Source organism: Streptomyces sp. NPDC088350 (assembly GCF_044753545.1).
Classification (GTDB): Bacteria; Actinomycetota; Actinomycetes; order Streptomycetales; family Streptomycetaceae; genus Streptomyces.
This window is the reverse complement of the sequence record NZ_JBIVNL010000011.1, coordinates 215,937-235,675: the sequence shown is the minus strand read 5'-3', so window position 1 is coordinate 235,675 and position 19,739 is coordinate 215,937. Positions and strand designations below refer to the sequence as shown.

17 protein-coding genes are annotated in these 19,739 nt (G+C 70.9%); 12 read left to right on the top strand and 5 right to left on the bottom strand.

Annotated features, from left to right (window positions below; translation table 11 throughout):
* The first annotated feature begins 73 nt into the window (after positions 1-73).
* From ureA to ACIQBL_RS35245, 8 genes are all read left to right on the top strand, one after another.
* Positions 74-757: an urease subunit gamma gene (gene ureA, locus ACIQBL_RS35280; protein WP_401949317.1), complete on the top strand. Its 684-nt coding sequence runs from the start codon at positions 74-76 to the stop codon at positions 755-757.
* Positions 730-2,427: an urease subunit alpha gene (locus tag ACIQBL_RS35275; protein WP_401949623.1), complete on the top strand. Its 1,698-nt coding sequence runs from the start codon at positions 730-732 to the stop codon at positions 2,425-2,427. Before ureA ends, ACIQBL_RS35275 begins: the two co-directional genes overlap by 28 nt.
* A gap of 42 nt (positions 2,428-2,469) precedes the next feature.
* Positions 2,470-3,501, top strand: a complete 1,032-nt coding sequence (locus ACIQBL_RS35270) for an agmatine/peptidylarginine deiminase (protein WP_401949315.1) — start codon at positions 2,470-2,472, stop codon at positions 3,499-3,501.
* A gap of 11 nt (positions 3,502-3,512) precedes the next feature.
* On the top strand, positions 3,513-4,112 hold the full coding sequence (locus ACIQBL_RS35265; RefSeq protein ID WP_401949313.1) for a TetR/AcrR family transcriptional regulator: 600 nt from the start codon (positions 3,513-3,515) through the stop codon (positions 4,110-4,112).
* A gap of 120 nt (positions 4,113-4,232) precedes the next feature.
* Complete coding sequence (locus ACIQBL_RS35260) at positions 4,233-5,312, top strand: TolB family protein (RefSeq protein ID WP_401949310.1); 1,080 nt, start codon at positions 4,233-4,235, stop codon at positions 5,310-5,312.
* 308 nt (positions 5,313-5,620) lie between these two features.
* Positions 5,621-7,225 carry a citramalate synthase gene (gene cimA / locus ACIQBL_RS35255; RefSeq protein WP_401949307.1) on the top strand — a complete coding sequence of 535 codons (1,605 nt, stop codon included), beginning with the start codon at positions 5,621-5,623 and terminating at the stop codon, positions 7,223-7,225.
* Between the two features lie 230 nt (positions 7,226-7,455).
* Positions 7,456-10,458 (top strand): glycoside hydrolase family 3 protein, encoded by a 3,003-nt coding sequence (locus ACIQBL_RS35250; RefSeq protein ID WP_401949304.1) that lies wholly within the window; start codon positions 7,456-7,458, stop codon positions 10,456-10,458.
* 107 nt (positions 10,459-10,565) lie between these two features.
* Entirely contained in the window at positions 10,566-11,909 is a 1,344-nt protein-coding gene (locus ACIQBL_RS35245; RefSeq protein ID WP_401949302.1) for a hypothetical protein, read from the top strand.
* Positions 11,910-12,011: 102 nt separating this feature from the next.
* On the opposite strand, the gene ACIQBL_RS35240 is transcribed toward ACIQBL_RS35245, so the two are convergent.
* The gene (locus tag ACIQBL_RS35240) at positions 12,012-12,455 is read right to left on the bottom strand and encodes a MarR family winged helix-turn-helix transcriptional regulator (protein ID WP_401949299.1); all 444 of its coding nucleotides are present in this window, start codon (positions 12,453-12,455) and stop codon (positions 12,012-12,014) included.
* Between the two features lie 62 nt (positions 12,456-12,517).
* Here ACIQBL_RS35240 and ACIQBL_RS35235 point away from each other — a divergent pair, with 62 nt between their 5' ends.
* Positions 12,518-13,585, top strand: a complete 1,068-nt coding sequence (locus ACIQBL_RS35235; protein WP_401949296.1) for an FUSC family protein — start codon at positions 12,518-12,520, stop codon at positions 13,583-13,585.
* On the opposite strand, the gene ACIQBL_RS35230 is transcribed toward ACIQBL_RS35235, so the two are convergent.
* A complete protein-coding gene (locus ACIQBL_RS35230) occupies positions 13,549-14,208 on the bottom strand; it encodes a response regulator (RefSeq protein ID WP_401949294.1) in 660 nt (219 codons plus the stop codon). The two genes, ACIQBL_RS35235 and ACIQBL_RS35230, sit on opposite strands and share 37 nt — an antisense overlap.
* Positions 14,205-15,332, bottom strand: a complete 1,128-nt coding sequence (locus ACIQBL_RS35225) for a sensor histidine kinase (protein ID WP_401949621.1) — start codon at positions 15,330-15,332, stop codon at positions 14,205-14,207. The genes ACIQBL_RS35230 and ACIQBL_RS35225 overlap by 4 nt, the downstream gene beginning before the upstream one ends.
* 176 nt (positions 15,333-15,508) lie before the next feature.
* On the opposite strand from ACIQBL_RS35225, the gene ACIQBL_RS35220 reads away from it, so the two are divergent.
* From ACIQBL_RS35220 to ACIQBL_RS35210, 3 genes are read left to right on the top strand one after another with little or no spacing between them, the layout of a single operon-like run.
* Entirely contained in the window at positions 15,509-16,453 is a 945-nt protein-coding gene (locus tag ACIQBL_RS35220; RefSeq protein ID WP_401949291.1) for an ABC transporter ATP-binding protein, read from the top strand.
* Positions 16,450-17,982 (top strand): hypothetical protein, encoded by a 1,533-nt coding sequence (locus ACIQBL_RS35215; protein WP_401949288.1) that lies wholly within the window; start codon positions 16,450-16,452, stop codon positions 17,980-17,982. Before ACIQBL_RS35220 ends, ACIQBL_RS35215 begins: the two co-directional genes overlap by 4 nt.
* Entirely contained in the window at positions 17,979-18,737 is a 759-nt protein-coding gene (locus ACIQBL_RS35210; protein WP_401949286.1) for an ABC transporter permease subunit, read from the top strand. The genes ACIQBL_RS35215 and ACIQBL_RS35210 overlap by 4 nt, the downstream gene beginning before the upstream one ends.
* Here ACIQBL_RS35210 and ACIQBL_RS35205 read toward each other — a convergent pair.
* Positions 18,718-18,918 (bottom strand): DUF397 domain-containing protein, encoded by a 201-nt coding sequence (locus ACIQBL_RS35205; protein WP_401949283.1) that lies wholly within the window; start codon positions 18,916-18,918, stop codon positions 18,718-18,720. The genes ACIQBL_RS35210 and ACIQBL_RS35205 overlap by 20 nt on opposite strands.
* Positions 18,915-19,736: a helix-turn-helix domain-containing protein gene (locus tag ACIQBL_RS35200; protein WP_401949281.1), complete on the bottom strand. Its 822-nt coding sequence runs from the start codon at positions 19,734-19,736 to the stop codon at positions 18,915-18,917. The genes ACIQBL_RS35205 and ACIQBL_RS35200 overlap by 4 nt, the downstream gene beginning before the upstream one ends.
* Positions 19,737-19,739: the final 3 nt, after the last annotated feature.

Sequence of the window (19,739 nt, the reverse complement as noted above, 5' to 3'; positions counted from 1 at the left end):
GGATGGGGGCGCGTCAAGTCGCCCGGTGTGAGGATTCTTCGTTTAGAGTTCTGCTCTAAAGGAGGGATGCGGGATGAGACTCACCCCCACGGAACGTGACCGGCTGCTGCTGTTCTCGGCCGCCGAACTGGCCCGCGCCCGCAAGGCGCGCGGCCTCCGGCTCAACGTGCCGGAGGCCACCGCGCTCATCGCGGACACGGTGTGCGAGGCGGCCAGGGACGGTGCGCGACTCGCCGTCGCGATCTCGCGCGCCCGGTCGGTCCTGGGGCCGGACGACGTCCTGCCGGGTGTCGCCGACGTCGTCACCGAGGTGCATGTCGAGGCCGTCTTCGACGACGGCTCGCGACTCGCGGTCGTCTCCGACCCCATCGGCGGCGGCAGCCTGGGGGACCGGGCTCCGGGCGCGCTCCGGCCCGGGCCCGCGCACGCCGAGCCCGAGGCCGTCGTCCGCCTCACGGTCGTCAACACGGCGACCGTCCCCGTCTCCGTGACCTCCCACTTCCACTTCTTCGAGGCCAACCCGCGCCTCGACTTCCCCCGCGCCGAGGCCTACGGCATGCGGCTCGCCGTACCCGCCGGGTCGTCCGTCCGCTTCGGGCCGGGCGAGCGCGCCGAGGTCGGTCTGCTGCCGATCGGCGGCGAGCGGATCGCGATCGGTTTCGCGGGGCTCGTCGACGGACCGCTGGACGCGCCGGGCGCCAAGGAAGAGGCCCTGCGCCGGGCAACCGCCTGCGGCTACCTGGGAGTCGAGCTGTGAACCCGTACGAGTACGCCGCCACCCATGGCCCCCGTGCCGGCGACCGGGTCCGCCTCGGCGACTCGGGGCTGACCGTCCGCGTCGAGTCCGACTCCCAGCGCTACGGCGACGAGTTCCTCGCCGGCTTCGGCAAGACCGCCCGCGACGGACTGCACCTCAAGGCCGCCGCCGTCCGCGACACCTGCGACGTCGTGATCAGCAATGTGGTGGTGATCGACGCGGTGCAGGGCATCCGGAAGGTCTCCATCGGTATCCGCGAAGGGCGGATCTGTTCCCTCGGGCGGGCCGGTAACCCCGACACCCTCGACGGGGTCGACGTCGTCGTCGGCACCGGTACCTCCATCGTCTCCGGCGAGGGGCTGATCGCCACCGCCGGTGCCGTCGACACGCATGTCCATCTGCTGTCGCCGCGCATCATGGAGGCCTCGCTGGCGTCCGGGGTGACCACGATCATCGGCCAGGAGTTCGGCCCGGTGTGGGGCGTCGGCGTCAACTCGCCCTGGGCGCTGCGCCACGCGTTCAACGCGTTCGACGCCTGGCCGGTCAACATCGGCTTCCTGGGCCGGGGTTCGTCGTCCTCGGACGCACCGCTGATCGAGGCGCTCGCCGAAGGCGGTGCCAGCGGCTTCAAGGTCCACGAGGACATGGGCGCCCACACCCGCGCCCTGGATACGGCGTTGCGGGTAGCGGAGGACCACGACGTCCAAGTCGCCCTGCACAGCGACGGGTTGAACGAGTGCCTGTCGGTGGAGGACACGCTTCGTGTCCTGGAGGGCCGGACGATCCACGCCTTCCACATCGAGGGGTGCGGCGGCGGACACGTGCCGAACGTCCTGAAAATGGCGGGAGTCGCGAACGTCATCGGCTCCTCCACCAACCCCACCCTCCCCTTCGGCCGGGACGCCGTCGCCGAGCACTACGGCATGATCGTCTCCGTCCACGACCTGAAGACCGACCTGCCCGGCGACGCCGCCATGGCCCGCGACCGCATCCGCGCCGGGACGATGGGTGCCGAGGACGTGCTGCACGACCTGGGCGCGATCGGCATCACCTCGTCCGACGCGCAGGGCATGGGCCGGGCGGGAGAGACGGTCCGCCGTACGTTCGCGATGGCCGGGAAGATGAAGGCCGAACTCGGCGCGCCGTCCGGTGATGACGACAATGAACGCGTCCTGCGCTACATCGCCAAGCTGACCATCAACCCCGCGATCGCGCACGGGCTTTCGCACGAGGTCGGCTCCCTCGAGGTCGGCAAGCTCGCCGACCTCGTGCTGTGGCGGCCCGAGTACTTCGGCGCGAAACCGCAGCTGGTGCTGAAGTCGGGATTCCCGGCCTACGGCGTGGTCGGCGACCCCAACGCGGCGACCGACACCTGCGAACCCCTGGTTCTGGGACCGCAGTTCGGCGCGCACGGTACGACCCCCGCCGACATCTCCGTGGCCTTCGTCGCACAGGCGGCCCTGGACCAGGGCAACGACTCGATGCCAACTCGCCGCCGCCGCGTGGCAGTTCGCGGCACCCGGGGCATCGGACCCGCCGACCTGCGGCTCAACTCCCGTACCGGAGCGGTCGACGTCGACCAGCGCACCGGCCTGGTCACCCTCGACGGGGAGCCGCTGCGCTCCGAACCGGCCGAGTCCGTCTCCCTCAACCGCCTCTACTTTTTGTGACACATGGCCGGTCGAGTGTCACATTTCCGGAAAGGATTCCTCATGACCACGCCCGCCGCCGACGGCTTCCGTATGCCCCCCGAGTGGGCCCCGCACGAGCGCACCTGGATGGCCTGGCCCGGGCCCAACCCGACCTTCACCAACGCCGGGGAGCTGGCGGAGGCCCGTACCGCCTGGGCGTCGGTGGCCCGTGCCGTGCGCCGCTTCGAACCGGTGACGATGATGCACGGGCCCGGGCAGGCCGAGTCGGCGCGCGAACTGCTCGGCCCGGACATCGACCTGGTCGAGCGCGAACTGGACGACGCGTGGATGCGGGACATCGGCCCCACGTTCGTCACCGACGGCCGTGAACTGGCCGCCGTGGACTGGACGTTCAACGGCTGGGGCGCCCAGGACTGGGCCCGCTGGGAGCACGACGCGAAGATCGGCTCGCACGTCGCGGATCTCGCCGGCGCGAAGACGTACACCTCGGAACTCGTCAACGAGGGCGGCGCCATCCACGTCGACGGCGAGGGCACGGTCCTGCTCACCGAGACGGTCCAGCTCGGCGCCGGCCGCAACCCCGGCTGGACCCGCGAGCAGGTCGAGGCGGAGATCCACGCCAACCTCGGCACCACCAAGGCCATCTGGCTCCCGCACGGCCTCACCGGCGACTACGGCGTCTACGGCACCCAGGGCCATGTCGACATCGTCGCGGCCTTCGCCCGGCCCGGCACCGTAGTGGTCCACAGCCAGCGCGACCCGGCCCACCCGGACCACGCCCGCTCCCAGGAGTACCTCGCCCTCCTCCGCGCCGAGACCGACGCGAAGGGCCGCCGCCTGGAGGTCGTGGAGATCCCGGCGCCGACCGTGCTGGAGGCCGACGGCCACTGGGCCGACTACTCCTACGTCAACCACTACCTCTGCAACGGCGGGGTCGTGCTCTGCGCCTTCGACGACCCGCAGGACGAGATCGCCGCCGGGATCCTCCGCCGTCTCTTCCCCGGGCGGACGGTGACGCCGGTGGACGCCCGTACGATCTTCGCGGGCGGTGGAGGCATCCACTGCGTCACCCAACAGCAGCCGAAAATCTAGGGAGTCGGACGATGGCCGGTGCGCGGAAGAACGCGCCGCCGCGCGAGGACGTCCTCGCCGCCGCCATGGGCATGATCGCCGCACGCGGTCTGGAGAAGCTCACCATGGCGGCGCTCGGCCGCGAGGTCGGCATGAGCAGCGGCCATCTCCTCTACTACTTCCACTCCAAGGACGAACTCCTGCTCCAGACCCTGGAGTGGAGCGAGGGCAGACTCGGCGCCGAACGCGGCCGGCTCCTCACCCGTACGGCCACCGCCCGCGAGCGCGTCGACGCGTACGTCGACCTGTACGTCCCGCACGGGCACCGCGATCCGCACTGGACGCTGTGGCTGGAGGTCTGGAACCGCTCGCAGAACGCCGACGAGAACGCCCGCGACCGGCAGGCCGTCATCGAGGGCGTCTGGCACCGCGACCTCGTCGCGCTGATCGCGGAGGGCGTCTCGCGCGGCGAGTTCCGCCGCGTCGACCCGGACCGCTTCGCCGCCCGCCTCCGCGCCCTCCTCGACGGGTTCTCCATCCATGTGGCGATCGGGCTGCGCGGAACGGACCGGGCGCAAGTTCTCGGCCACGTAAGGGAGTTCATCGACGAGGGGCTCCTCGCGGACTCCTGAGGGCGCGTCCGGGTTGTACGCAGACGAGCGCATTGACCCGGGGCGCCCGGTGCGCTTGCATCCCTGTGAGTCCCCGGTGCGGGACCGGGGGAAGACGAGGTTTCGGGGGAAATCATGTTGATGTCCAGACGCACCTCCGGCATGTCCTTGGGGGCCGCGCTGCTCCTCGCGCTGGGTGCCGCCGCCGTCCCGGCCACCGCGGCACCGCACCGGCCGCCCCCGGTGGAGCGGGTCAGTACCGCCGCCGACGGCAGCCAGGCCGACGGGCCGTCCGGCGGCGCCGCGATCAGCGCCGACGGCCGGCATGTCGCGTTCACCTCGACGGCGCCGAGCTTGGGCTGCGCGCAGTACTTCACGTGCCTGCGGCTGAAGGACCTGACCACCGGCAAGGTCACCGCGGTCGACCTCGGCAGCGGCTACGCGTACGGCTCGCCGATGCCGAGCGCCGACGGGAGCCGGGTCGCCTTCTCCGCCGGCGTCCGGTTCCAGGCGCCGTACCTGTACGACCGCGCCACCGGCGTCTCGACGAAGCTGTGGCCCGAGAACCCGCCCGGCTTCGACGAGTTGGGCGGCGTGGAGTCGATCAGCCCGGACGGCACGCACGTCGCGTACACCATCGGCAACCGCAACGGCCCGCAGGCCACCCGGCTCCTGTACGTCCGCGACACGGCCACCGGCACCGACGAGCTGATCTCCCCGGCCGAGGAGGGCGACAAGGCCGGGGCCTCGGTGAGCGGCGACGGCGAACGGGTCGCGTACGGCGTCCGCACCGGCTCCGGGACGGACCCGGCCGACGTCTTCGTCAAGGACCGCAGGACGGGCGAGCGGACCCAGGTCGACACGGGCCTCGGCGCCGCCTACCTGGTCCGTATCACCGCGGACGGCCGCCGCGTCCTCCTCGACGCCGAGGGCGGCCTGTACGTCCACGACCTGCGCACCGGCGAGTCCCGGCGGGTGGCGGACGGGCGTCCCCTGTCGGCCACGGCGGACGGCCGGTACGCCGTCGTCGCGGGCGCGGACGGCACACGGGTGCGCGACCTGCGGACCGGGCGGAAAGGCGCCGCCCTCCCGACGGACGCCCAGGTGGGACCGGACACGCTGACCGCCGGCGGGCGTGCGGTGGCGTTCAGCTCGGCGTCCTCCCTGGTGCCGGACGACACCAACGGGGTCGCGGACGTGTTCGTCCGCCAGGTGAGTTGATCAACCGACTGTTCGCATCATGAGACGGACGGTGAGCACGGCCGCAGGTGTGCCAGACTGCCCCCGTGCTCTCGTTCGCCACGATTATTGGCAGCAGGCGCGCCGGTCCGCAGTGACCGCCACGTACGACCAGGTACGGGCGGCCATCGTCGTCCTCGACCCGCGCGCAGACCTCTCGCACCCGCGAGAGGTTTTTCGCTTTTCTGGCCCACCTTCAGCCGGGAGCGCAGCGCGAGGGATCATTGGGGGACGGTGGAGCCGGTCATTCCGGTACAGACCGAGATCCAGATCCTCAGGAGCCAGAGACCATGACGGAAACCAGCGAACTCGACGATTCGTTCCACGTCTTCGACACGACCCTGCGTGACGGCGCGCAGCGGGAGGGCATCAACCTCACCGTCGCGGACAAGCTGGCCATCGCTCGGCACCTGGACGACTTCGGCGTTGGCTTCATCGAGGGCGGCTGGCCCGGCGCGAACCCGCGGGACACCGAGTTCTTCGCCCGCGCCCGGCAGGAGATCGACTTCAAGCACGCCCAGCTGGTCGCGTTCGGCGCCACCCGCCGCGCCGGCGCCAAAGCGGCCGAGGACCCGCAGGTCAAGGCACTCCTGGACTCCGGCGCCGACGTCATCACCCTCGTCGCGAAGTCCCACGACCGCCATGTCGAGCTGGCCCTGCGCACCACCCTCGACGAGAACCTGGAGATGGTCCGCGACACCGTCTCCCACCTGGTCGCCCAGGGCCGCCGCGTCTTCGTCGACTGCGAGCACTTCTTCGACGGCTACCGCGCCAACCCCGAGTACGCGAAAGCGGTCGTACGGTCCGCCGCCGAGGCCGGCGCGTCCGTCGTGATCCTCTGCGACACCAACGGCGGGATGCTCCCGGCGCAGATCCAGGCGGTCGTCGCCACCGTCCTCGCCGACACCGGCGCCCGGCTCGGCATCCACACCCAGGACGACACCGGCTGCGCGGTCGCCAACACCCTCGCCGCCGTCGACGCGGGCGCGACCCACGTCCAGTGCACGGCGAACGGCTACGGAGAGCGCGTCGGCAACGCCAACCTCTTCCCCGTCGTCGCGGCCCTGGAGCTGAAGTACGGCAAGAAGGTCCTCCCCGACGGCAAGCTGCGTGAGATGACCCGCATCTCCCACGCCATCGCCGAGGTAGTGAACCTCACCCCGTCGACGCACCAGCCGTACGTCGGCGTATCCGCCTTCGCCCACAAGGCCGGCCTGCACGCCTCCGCGATCAAGGTCGACCCGGACCTGTACCAGCACATCGACCCCGAGCAGGTCGGCAACACCATGCGGATGCTGGTCTCCGACATGGCGGGCCGCGCGTCGATCGAGCTGAAGGGCAAGGAACTCGGCGTCGACATCAGCGGCGACCGCGAACTGGTCGGCCGGGTGGTGGACCGCGTCAAGGAGCGCGAACTCAGGGGCTACACCTACGAGGCGGCCGACGCGTCCTTCGAACTCCTCCTCCGCGCCGAGGCAGAGGGCAAGGCCCGCTCCTACTTCGAGGTCGAGTCCTGGCGCGCGATCGTCGAGGACCGCCCCGACGGCACCCACGCCAACGAGGCCACGGTCAAGCTCTACGCCAAGGGCGAGCGCATCGTCGCCACGGCCGAGGGCAACGGCCCGGTCAACGCCCTCGACCGCGCCCTGCGCGTAGCCCTCGAAAAGCTCTACCCCCAGCTCGCCAAGCTCGACCTCGTCGACTACAAGGTCCGCATCCTGGAAGGCGTCCACGGCACGTCCTCCACGACCCGCGTCCTGATCTCCACGTCCGACGGCGCGGGCGAGTGGTCGACGGTGGGCGTCGCGGAGAACGTCATCGCCGCGTCGTGGCAGGCGCTGGAGGACGCGTACACGTACGGTCTGCTGCGCGCGGGCGTGGAACCGGCCAAGTAGGCCCCCAGGAGTTCAGCACGAGTCCTCGGCGAGCTTCTCGAACTCGCCGAGGCTCATGGCCTTGCCGTCGGCCCGGACCTGGCCGCGCTTGCTTACGGGTGCCGTTAGCCCTTCCTGACGAGATGTCTTGACGGGTCTGCGGGCCGTTAGTTAACTCACGACGTGATCTAAGTCATGAGTGAAATGGGCGAACCAGAGTGAACCAGAGCCCCAGAGCCGAGGGAAGGTCCATGCCGAGAACCGCCCTGCTCGTCTCCACCGCACTGTTGGCCGCGCTGCTGTCACCGGCCGTGTCCCAGGCGGCCGACGACCCCGCACCCGTAGCCGTCGACCGCTTCGAAGGCGAGGTGCCCTTCGCGAGCCAGCCCGCCGAGGGCATCTTCACCTGGGGCGGCGACAACGACGACCCGCCCCAACTCGCCCTGACCGCGAGACCGGACGCCCCCGAGGGCGCCAAGGTTCTCTCCGGTACCTACGACATCAGCGGCTACGGCGGCTTCACCCACGACTACGCCGCGAACGCGCCCGCCCACGACTGGTCGGCGCACAAAGGCATCCGGTTCTGGTGGGACGGCCAGAACACCGGCAAGGCGACCAACTTCGAGATCAAGGACGGCGGCGCGAACGGCGAGGCCTCCGAGCTGTGGACGACGTCCTTCACGGACGACTTCACCGGCTGGAAGCAGATCGAGATCCCGTTCGCCAACTTCGTCTACCGCACGGACTACCAGCCCGTCGGCGGCATCGACCACGTCCTCGGCCTCACCCAGATGTGGGGGTACGCGGTCACCCTCCCGGTCGGCATCCACGGCCAATTCGCCATGGACGACGTCGAGTTGTACGGCAAGGCCGACCAGTCCTTGCGCGCCTCCGTCACCACCGACTCCGCCGTCTACCCGGTCAAGGAGGGCGGTACGGCCACGGCCGAGGTCACCGTGGCCACCACCGGCGCCGTCCCGCTCGACGACCCGGTGACCGTCGCCTACGCCTCCGACGGCGGCACCGCCACCGCCGGCAAGGACTACACCCCGGTCTCCGGCACCCTCACCTTCCCGGCGGGCACCGCGTCCGGCACCACCCAGACCGTCAAGGTCCGCACGCTCAAGGGCAAGTCGGCCGAGAACGCCGAGACGATCCCGCTCAAGCTGACGGTCACCGGCGCCAAGGCCCCGACCGAGACCCCGCAGGTCGTCATCGACGCGCACGGACTGCCGTACCTGGACAGCAAGTTGCCGATCAGGAAGCGCGTCGCCGACCTGGTCAAGCGCATGTCCCTGGAGGAGAAGGCCGGGCAGATGACCCAGGCCGAGCGCGGCGGCGTGGGCACCGGCGCCGACGTCGCCACCTACGACCTCGGCTCACTGCTCTCCGGCGGCGGCTCGACCCCGACCCCCAACACGGCCGCGGCCTGGGCGAAGATGATCGACGCGTTCCAACTCCGGGCGCAGGCAACCCGGTTCCAGATCCCGCTGATCTACGGCGTCGACGCGGTCCACGGCCACAACAACCTGGCCGGCGCCACGATCATGCCGCACAACATCGGCATCGGCGCGACCCGCGACCCCCAACTCGCCCGGAGGACAGGCGCGGTGACGGCCAGTGAGGTCCGGTCGACCGGCGTCCCCTGGGACTTCGCGCCCTGCCTCTGCGTCACCCGTGACGAACGCTGGGGCCGCTCCTACGAGTCGTTCGGCGAGGACCCGGCGCTCGTGCAGTCCATGGAGACGATGATCCAGGGTCTCCAAGGCGCCGCGAACGGCAGGCAGTTGAAGGACGACGACAAGGTCCTCGCCACCGCCAAGCACTTCGTCGGCGACGGCGGCACGGCCTACGGCTCCTCCACCACCGGCACCTACACCATCGACCAGGGCGTCACCACGGTCACCCGCCAGCAGCTGGAGGCCATCCACCTGGCCCCGTTCCAGACGGCCGTCGACCGGGGCATCGGCACGGTCATGCCGTCCTACTCCTCTCTCGACATCGTCGGCGACGGCCTCGGCCCGGTGAAGATGCACGCCCGCGCCGACATGATCAACGGCGTCCTCAAGAACCGGATGGGCTTCGACGGCTTCGTCATCAGCGACTGGAACGCCATCGACCAACTCCCCGGCGACTACGCGGCGCACGTCGACACGGCGGTCAACGCGGGCGTCGACATGATGATGGTCCCGTACAGCTACAAGGACTTCAGCGCGATGCTCGTCGCCGAGGTGAAGGCCGGTCACGTCACCGAGAAGCGGATCGACGACGCCGTCTCCCGCATCCTCACCCAGAAGTTCAAGCTCGGCCTCTTCGAGAAGCCGTACGCCGACACGAGCAACGCGGCGCAGATCGGCTCCAGTTCGCACCGGTCCGTAGCGCGCCAGGCCGCCGCCGAGTCGCAGGTGCTGCTGAAGAACGCGGGCGGGGTGCTCCCGCTGAAGAAGTCGCAGAAGGTCTACGTCGCCGGTTCCAACGCCGACGACCTCGGCAACCAGACCGGCGGCTGGACCATCACCTGGCAGGGCTCGTCCGGCACCCACACCACCGGCACGACGATCCTCCAGGGCATGAAGAACGCCGGCGGGAACGTCACGTACTCCAAGGACGCCTCCGCCCCGACCAGCGGTTACGACGTGGGTGTGGTCGTCGTCGGCGAGACCCCGTACGCCGAGGGCATCGGCGATGTCGGCAACGGCAACGACCTGACCCTCACCCCGGCCGACCAGGCAGCCGTGGACAAGGTGTGCGCGGCGATGAAGTGCGCGGTGCTGATCGTCTCCGGGCGCCCGCAGCTGATCGGCGACCGGCTCCCCAAGATCGACGCCCTGGTCGCCTCCTGGCTGCCCGGCACCGAGGGCGACGGCGTGGCCGACGTCCTCTACGGCAAGCGGTCCTTCACCGGCCAACTCCCGGTCACCTGGCCGAAGTCGGAGGCCCAGTTGCCGATCAACGTCGGCGACACGTCGTACGATCCGCAGTTCCCGTACGGCTGGGGTCTGACGACGCTGACGAAGGCGCCGGAGGGTGGCACGGCCGCTCTGAAGGCCCTGGAGAGCGCGGCGGCGCGCGCCAAGTCCGCGGAGACCGGCAAGGCGCTCGTCACCGAGGCGCGGCTGATCGTCCAGCGGAAGGTGGGCCAGAACATCACGGCGGCGGTGTCGAAGCCGTTCGCCGATGCGGACCATCTGCTGCTGACCGGGAAGTACGGCGCGGCCGTACAGAAGCTGGAGGAGGCTTACCGGGCGGCGTAAGGGAGCCGCTGCAGGGGCGCGAGGGGTTGTCGGTCGGCTGCGGCATTGTCGTGGCTGGTCGCGCAGTTCCCCGCGCCCCTTCAGGGCGCTTCGGATAGCGTCGGATTATGAAGGCTGTCGCTTGGAGCCGAAGCCTCCCGGGGCTGCTGCTGGCCGTGCTGCTCACCGCGCTGACCATGGCGTCCCCGGCCGGCGCGGACACCGGCGTCTCGACGATCGGGCAGGCCCTGCGCAAGGGGCCCGTCTACGTCGACCCTTCTGCGTCCGCGTTGCCGTCCGCCGACGCGCTCGCGCAGCGGATCAAGAAGGCCGACAAGCCTGTCTTCGTCGTGGTCCTGCCCGCCGGCTACCCGACGGCGAACCTCTTCACGAACCTCCGCACCGCCACCGGTATCACCGGGCTCTACGCGATCCGCCTCGGCGACCGTTTCGACGCCCGCGCGGACTCCCGGGTCCTGTCGAACGCGGCCGTGAAGAACCTGGTCAGCAGCGTGCAGGGCGAGGACGCGAAGACCCAGCTCGCCGATTTCACCGACCGCGCGCTCGCCAACATGGGCGGCTCGGCGCCCGCGTCCTGGGGCGGCTCTTCAAGCGGCAACGGGGTTTCCACCACGGCGCTGATCGTCGCGGGCGGCGTCCTGGTGGCCGGCGGCGCGGGGGCGTACACCCTCGTACGGCGTTCCCGCCGCCGCAGGCTGGAGGAGCGGCGGGCCGCGCTCGACAAGCTGCGGGTGGTGGTCGACGAGGACATCACGGCGTTCGGCGAGGAACTGGACCGCCTCGACTTCCACCCGGCCGAGCCGCGCGCCGACGACGCGATGCGCGCCGACTACGAACGCGCCCTCGACGCCTACGAGCAGGCGAAGACGTACATGGCGGCGGCCACGAAACCCGAGGACGTCCGGTCCGTCACCCAGGCCCTGGAGGACGGCCGCTTCTCCCTCGCGCAGCTCGCCGCCCGCCGCGAGGGCCGCCCGCTGCCCGAACGCCGTGCCCCCTGCTTCTTCGACCCGCGCCACGGCCCCTCGGTCGCCGACGCCACCTGGACTCCGGCCGGGGGAGCGCCCCGCGAGGTCCCGGTCTGCGCGGCCGACCAGGCCCGCCTCGCCGACGGCCGGGACCCGATGATCCGCGAGGTCGACACGGACTACGGCCGCCGCCCGTACTGGGACGCGGGCCCGGCCTACGGCCCCTGGGCCGGCGGCTACTTCGGCGGCGGCCTCCTCCCCGGCCTCCTCGTCGGCACGCTCCTGGGCAGCATGATGTCCACCCCGTCCTACGCCTCCGACTACGGCACCGGTTACGGCGACTTCGGCAGCGGCGGTTACGACGGCGGGGACGTCTCCGGGGCGGACTTCGACCCCGGCGACTTCGGCGGGGGCTTCGGGGACGGCGGCGGGGGAGGGGACTTCGGAGGGGGAGGCGGTGGAGACTTCGGCGGCGGTTTCTGAGCCGCTCACAGACCTCATGGACTCATGGCAACTCCGGTCAGGGGCAACTCCCTCAGGGGCGCGGGGAACTGCGCGACCAGCCCCCACCGGCCCGCAGATTTCTCAGCGACCCTCCGTCGAAACGCTTACGTCCGCCAGCCGCTCCATCAGCACTGCCGCCAGCTCCAGCACCCCCCGCTCCGTCGCGCTCAACGACCCCAACGCCCCCGCCAGCCACACATCCCGCTCACCCATGTCCCGCTCCACCGCCCGCCTCCCCTCCTCCGTCAGCGTGAGCACGGACTGTCGCCGGTCCACGGGGTCCGGTGCACGCGCGATCAACCCCTCCGCCTCCAGTTCGGCGAAGGTCCGCGTGAGGGACTGGGGCCGCTGCCGCTCGGCCGCCGCGACGTCGCCGGGTGTCGCCGACGCGTGCCGGTGCAGATGCCCGAGCACGATCAACTGGTTCGGAGTGAGCCCGCCTTCGCCGCCGCGCTCCTGCCGCAGCCGCCGGTTCAGCCGGACGACACCACGACGAATTCGGGCGGCCTCGGAGAGATGATCCATGGCAGGGATAGTACGTGAATACTTACTATCCACGGTCTCTGTGCCCCAGTACCGTGGGGATAGTGACCGCAAAACTAATACGCAACGCGTACGAAGCGGCTCTGACGATGACCGCCGTGCTGCTCAGCTGGGGCATCGCCCTGTGGCTGGAGGGCGCCGAAGGACTCCACACCGACGTGCTGGTCCTGGCTGTCGCCCTGACCCTCACCCTGTCCTCCACCCAGCGCACCGCCGACACCCGCCGCAGGCTCACCGCGCTCGTCGTGCTGCCCGTCACCGCAGGCGCCTCGATCTTCCTCGGCAGGTTGTTGGCCTCCCACTACACACTCGGTGCCGCCGTCTACACGGCGGGCATGGCACTGGCCGTCTGGATCCGCCGCTACGGCCCGGCCGCCACGAAGATCGGCACCCTGCTGGCCCTCCCGCTGGTCGCCCTCCTCGTCGTACCCGGCCCCGCGCTCCCGCCCACAGCGCAGAGCGGGCTGGTGACTTGGGGCTGGTCGGCACTCGTCGGGGCGCTGGCGTGCGGCGGGGTCTGGCTGGTGCAGGGGCTGGGCGACCGTTACGGGCCCCGGCCCTGGCGCGCGGTACCCGCCCCCGACCAACCCCCGCGCCGCTCCCGCCTCCACCCCCGCCCCAGCACCCGCATGGCCCTCCAGATGGCGGCCGGTATCGCCGCCGCGTTCGTCGTGGGGCGGCTGTTCTTCGACGACCACTGGCCCTGGGTGGTCCTCACCGCGTACGTCGCCGCGAGCGGCAACCGCGGCCGAACCGACGTACTGCGCAAGGGGGTTGAGCGCCTCGCCGGAGCCACGGTCGGCACGTTGCTGGCCGCGGGCGTCGCGGCGGCCGGCGCCACCGGCGACACCGCCGTGGCGCTGATGTTCGCCGTCCTCGCGGTGGCACTGTGGCTGCGCCCCCTCAACTACGCCTACTGGGCGGCCGGCATGACCTGCGCCCTCTCCCTCCTCCTCGGCTACTTCGGCCAGAACGCCCCGCACCTGCTGCCCACCCGCCTCGAAGGCATCGCGGTCGGCGCGGCACTGTCGGTGGCGTCGGCGTGGTGGCTGCTGCCGGTACCGCGCGCCCGCCGTCAGCCCGTCCGGGGCACGACCAGCCCCGTCTCGTAGGCCGTCACCACGGCCTGTGTGCGATCCCGCAGCCCCAGCTTGGACAGGATGCGGCTGACGTGGGTCTTCACGGTCTCCTCGCCGACGTGGAGGCGCTCGGCGAGTTCGGGGTTGGACAGTCCCTCCGCGAGGAGCCGCAGGACGTCGGTCTCGCGCGGGGTGAGGACGTCCAGGGTGCCCTGGGTGGGGGCCTTGGGCCGTAGTCGCGCGAACTCGGCGATCAGGCGTCGGGTGATGCCGGGTGCGAGCAGGGCCTCGCCGGCGGCGACGACCCGTACCGCCTCGAAGAGCCGTTCGGCGGTGACGTCCTTGAGGAGGAAGCCGCTGGCGCCGGCGGCGAGTGCGTCGTAGACGTGTTCGTCGAGGTCGAAGGTGGTCAGGACGAGGACGCGGGGCGCGTGGGGGCCCTGGAGCCGGGCGGTGGCCTCGATGCCGTCCATGACCGGCATGCGTACGTCCATCAGCACCACGTCGGGCAGTAGCTCGCGGCAGACGCGTACCGCCTCGGCGCCGTCGGGGGCCGTGCCGACGACCGTGAAGTCCGCCTGGGTGCCGAGGAGTCCGGCGTATCCGACCCGCACGATCTCGTGGTCGTCGGCGACGACGATACGGATGGACGTCATGCCGGTGCCTCCTCTGTCTCCTCTGCCTCCTCCACCGGCGCGACGGGGAGGCGCGCTTCGACCAGGAAACCGCCTCCGGGCGCGGGCCCGGTGCGCAGCGTGCCTCCGACCGTGGCGGCGCGCTCGCGCATGCCGAGCAGGCCGTGGCCGGTGACGTCGGCCGCGGGGCCGGGCCCATTGTCGCGTACGCGTACCGCCAACTCCTTGTCCCCATAACGGAGTTCTACGTCCACGGCGGCGCCCGGCGCGTGCCGGCGGGTGTTGGTCAGGGCCTCCTGGACGATCCGGTACGCGGTGACCTCGATGCCGGGGTCGAGTGAGGCGACGGGTCCGCTGACGATGAACCGGGTACGGGAACCGGCCGCGTCCCGTGACTCGTCGACGAGTTCCATGAGTTGACGGAGGCCGGGCTGGGGCCGCCGCTGGACCCCCGTGTCGGCGTCCTCCCGCAGCACGCCCAGCAGTCGCCGCATCTCGGTGAGGGCGGTGCGCGCGGTGTCGCCGATGGCGAGGAGGCGGGTGGCGCCCTCGGACGGCAGCCCGGGGGTGGTGAGCCGGGCCGTCTCCGCCTGCACGGCGATCATCGAGATGTGATGGGCGACGACATCGTGCAACTCCCGTGCGATGCGCGCCCGTTCACCCCGGGCGGCATGTTCGAGGAGCGTGTCCGCGAAGGCCCGTTCCGTCGCGCTGTGCGCCTGTGCGGTGCTGCGCACATGGTGGGCGATCCCGGTGGCCGCGGCGGCGGAGGCGAGTGTCGCCACGAGGACGGCGACGATCCGGGTCGGTTCCTCGTGGCTGGCGAGCGCGATGACGACGTAGGGGAGGACGGACAGCCCGCCGAGCCGGGTCGCTCCGGCGCGCCCCAGCACGTACACGCACGCCAGTTGGGCCCCGACCCCGCCGACGGTGAGCCCTCCGAAGGGCACGAGGGACAGCACACAGGCGGCGCCGAGCGCGACGGCGGCACAGCTCCGGGCGAGGCGGCCGGTGCCGAGGACGAAGGAGAGGGGGAGGGTGGAGGCGAGGGCGAGCAGCAGCAGGGCGGCGAAACCACCGGCCAAGTGGCCGCCACGGACGAGGACTTCGGAGACGGCGAGAACGGCGAGGACGACCGCCACCATCACGGCACGTGCACCGGCTTCGGCGCTCCGCCACCGGGACGTCACCGCCCGCACGCCCGCACTCTTCTCACCCACCCGGTCATTGTGCCGACCCCCTTCCCCGTCGGCGTCCCCCTCGTGAGGGACCCCTTCGGCGTGACGACGCACGGCACTCCGCGCCCCTAGCCTCCCTCACCATGAGCGACGCAACCATCGAAGTCCGCGAGCTACGGAAGCGGTTCGGCCGGACCCTCGCGGTCGACGGCCTGTCCTTCACGGTCGAGCCCGGCACGGTGACCGGCTTCGTCGGTCCCAACGGCGCGGGCAAGTCCACCACCATGCGCTCCCTCCTCGGCCTGGACACCCCCGACGAGGGCCAGGCGCTGATCGGTGGCCGCCCCTACCACGCCCTGCGCACCCCGCTGTTGGAGGTCGGCGCGCTCCTGGACGCCGCCGCCCTGCACCCCGGCCGCCGGGGCCGCGACCACCTCCGCTGGCTGGCCCACTCCCACGGCCTGCCGATGCGGCGCGTGGACGAGGTCCTCGAACAGGTCGGCATGGAGCAGGCGTCCCGCAGGCGGGCCGGCGGCTACTCCCTCGGCATGCGCCAACGCCTGGGCATAGCCGTCGCGTTGCTCGGCGACCCCCCGGTCCTCCTCCTCGACGAACCGGTCAACGGCCTGGACCCCGAGGGCATCCAGTGGATCCGCACCCTGCTCCGCCACCTGGCCGCGGAGGGCAGGGCGATCCTGGTGTCGAGCCACCTGATGAGCGAACTCGAAGACACCGCCGACCACTTGGTGGTCATCGGCCGGGGCCGCCTGATCGCCGACACGGCCGTCGCCGACCTCCTCGCGGCGGCCTCCGGCGACCGGGTACGCCTGCGCACGAGCAGTCGTACGGAAGCCATGGAACTCCTCGCCCGGGAGGGCGGCACGGTGGCCGTCACCGACGGCGAGACCCTCACCGTCACCGGCCTGCCCGCCGAACGGATCGTGGAACTCCTCTCCGCGTCCCGGGTCCCCTTCGCCGAAGTGGGCGCGCACCGGGCCACGTTGGAAGAGGCCTACATGGAACTCACAAGGGACGCGATCGAGTTCACGTCGGCGGCCACGGACGAGGACGGGGTGACGGCCCGATGACGACGACACCCACGAGGACGGTCCCCCCGTACCGCTCGGCCCTGCACCCGGCGCGTGCCGGTTTCGGCGGTCTGTTGCGCGCGGAGTGGACGAAGTTCTGGACGGTCAGGGCCTGGCCGCTGGTGCTGGCGATCGGCGCCGTGGTGACGGTCGTGATCTGTGAGTTGGGCGCGAGTGGCTCCAGCGTCGGCGGGGGCCCCGCGATCGTCGTCGGTCCGGGCGGCGAGGTCGTCAACGACTCCTTCCGCTTCTCCCACCGCACACTGACCGGCGACGGGACGGTCACGGTTCGGGTCACCGGCCTGAGGGACCGCTCCGGCAAGGGGCTGGGGCCCTGGACGAAGGCCGGGATCATCGTCAAGGCGAGCCTGAAGCAGGGCTCGCCGTACGCGGCGGTGATGGCGACTCCTGGCCATGGCGTCCGCATGCAGTGGAACTTCACGCACGACAAGGCGGGCCCGGGCAGCGACCTGGCGAAGGCCCCGCAGTGGCTCCGTCTGAAAAGGCTGGGTGCGAAACTAACCGGCTATGCGTCGGTAGACGGTCAGAAGTGGACCCGGCTTGGGGAGGTGGGGGTCGGCAGGTTGCCCGGGACGGTTCAGGTGGGCCTGTTCGTGGCGGCCCCCGTGCACGAGATCGTCCACCGCTCCTTCGGCGGCACGAGCGAGGTGGCGGGCAGCGGCCAGGCCACGGGCACCTTCGACCACCTGGCCTTCCAGGGCAGGTCGACCGACAACGCCTGGACGGCCACGGACGTGGGCGCCCCCGCCCCGGGCGGCCCGAACAGCCAACCGGGAACGACGACGGTGTCCCCGACCGGCACCTACAACCTCACCGGCCAGGGGGACATCGCCCCCGACGAGAACAGCCCCGACATGGTCCAGATGAGCTTCCAGGGAGTCTTCGTGGGCCTCCTCTTCATGACCGCCCTCGGCACACTCTTCGTGACGACCGAGTACAAACGAGGCCTGATCCGTACGACTTTCACGGCGACCCCGTCCCGACTGAAGGTGCTGGCGGCGAAGGCGACGGTGATCGCGCTGATCACCTTCACAACAGGCCTGCCGGCGACGGCGATCGGCTTCACCCTGGCCAAGAAGACGCTGCGCTCGAACGGCTTCAAGCCCCCGGAGTTCCCCGACCTCTCCCTCCTGGAGAACCCGGCGTCGAGGGCGGTGGTGGGCAGCGCGCTGCTCCTCACCCTGGTCGCGGTCCTGGCCCTGGCCGTAGGAGTGGTGCTTCGCAGCAGCGCGGGCACGATCGCGACGGTGGTGGTCCTGGTGATCCTCCCGCAGATCCTGTCCTTCGCCCTCCCGCTCCCGGCCGCGCAATGGCTCCTGCGGGTGACACCGGCGGCGGCCTTCGCGATCCAGCAGGGCGTGACGTACTACCCGCAGGTCCAGCACAACTGCCTTCCCGAGAGCGGCTGTTACCCCCTCACCCCGTACCACGGCCTGGCGGTCCTGGTGGCCTACACGGCAGCGGCCCTGCTCCTGGCGACCTGGACGGTAAGGAGGCGGGACGCGTGAGGTGGCTCGGTCCTCTGCACGCCGAATGGACCAAACTCCGTACGCTGCCCAGCACTTGGTGGCTCCTGGCGGCAACGGTAGCCCTGACGGCGGCGGTCGGCGCGGCGGCGGCCTCGTCCCTCACGACCGGGATCTGCCCGACCCCGACGGCATGCCACGAGGACACGGTCAAACTCGCCCTCACCGGAGTCCAGTTGAGCCAGGCGATCTGCCTGGTCCTGGGCGCGCTGTCCATGGGCGCGGAGTACGCCACAGGCACGATCCGCACCACGCTCACCGCGATGCCGGGCCGGTGGCGGGTACTGGCCTCAAAGGCGGCGACACTGGCACTGCTCACGGCAGTGGCGGGAGCCCTGGCGGTCCTGTCCTCCCTGGTCCTGGCCCACCTGATCCTCCCCACGACCCCGACGAACAGCGCGACACTCCGAGCGGCGACCGGCTCGACCCTCATCCTCGTCCTGGTGACGCTACTTGGCCTCTCCCTGGCAACCCTGCTCCGAGACACGGGAGCCGCGATCACACTGGGCCTGGGCCTCCTCTACGTCGTCCCACTCCTGTCCCACCTGGTCAACTCCCCAACCTGGCAACACCGTTTGCAGCGTTGGACCCCGATGCCGGCGGGCCTGTCCATCCAGGCGACGACGAACCTGGACCGGTTGGCTATCGGTCCGTGGGCGGGGCTTGGGGTGCTGGCGGCGTATGCGATGGGGTTGTTGGGGGTCGGTGGAGCGTGGTTCAGGCTCCGGGACGCGTGACCTGACCGAGGAACTCGGACCAAGTGCCGGGCGAGACAGTGAGGATGCCACCGGCGGGAATCTTGGAGTCCCGGATGTGGACGGCGGCAGGGTGGGTGGCAACTTCGATGCAGTTGCCACCCTCGCTGCTGCTGTAGCTGGACTTGAACCACGCCATGTGCTGCCGTGCTGCGGTGTTCATTGCTCTCCTAGCAGTCGCTCCAGGAGGCGCATGCTCTCGGAGGGAGAGAGCGCCTGTGACCGCAGCATTCCATATTTCAGGTGATAGTTACTCACCTCTTCCGGGTCCTCGACGAGGAAGCTGGCGCGCTGAACTTCCAGGTAGGCGAGGCGCTCGTGGTCCGGAGTCTCCAGCAGTACCAGAGGACCGCCGAGGGAGGCGTGGGGCATCCGGTCCATCGGCATGATCTGCACGCTCATGTGGGCCGGTTCGTTGGCCTCGATCAGTTTGCGGATCTGGTCCCGCATAACTTCCGGGCCGCCGACGTTCCGCCGCAGGACGCTCTCCTCGATGATGAAGTGCCCCACCGGGGGCCGCTCCCGCGTCCAGATCTCCTGTCGTTTCAGTCGGTTGGACACCCATTCGTCGGCCGTCTCGTCCGCGACCGCCGGATGTCGGGCCTCGAAGACGCAGCGGGCGTACGCCTCGGTCTGGAGCAGACCGGGCACGACCATGGCCTCGTACGACAGGATGGCGATGGCCTCCTGCTCATTGTCGACCAGCCCCTGTGCGAACGCGGGCATCCGCGCCTGCACCGGCAACTTGTCGACCAGTGCGAACAACGCCCCACCCGTGTGCAGCAGTTCATCGAACTCAATGGCCCGATGGTCCTGCAGCGCAAGCCGCCCCTGCTCGATCGACCTGATCGTGTCGACATGCAGGTTCGCGATCTCGGCGAACTGCTCCTGCGTCAGCCGCGCCTTCCTCCGGAAGTGGGCGACCAGCCCGCCCACCGCCTGCCAAGTACCGACCTTCTTGGGCCTCTTCGCCGATTGCATGCG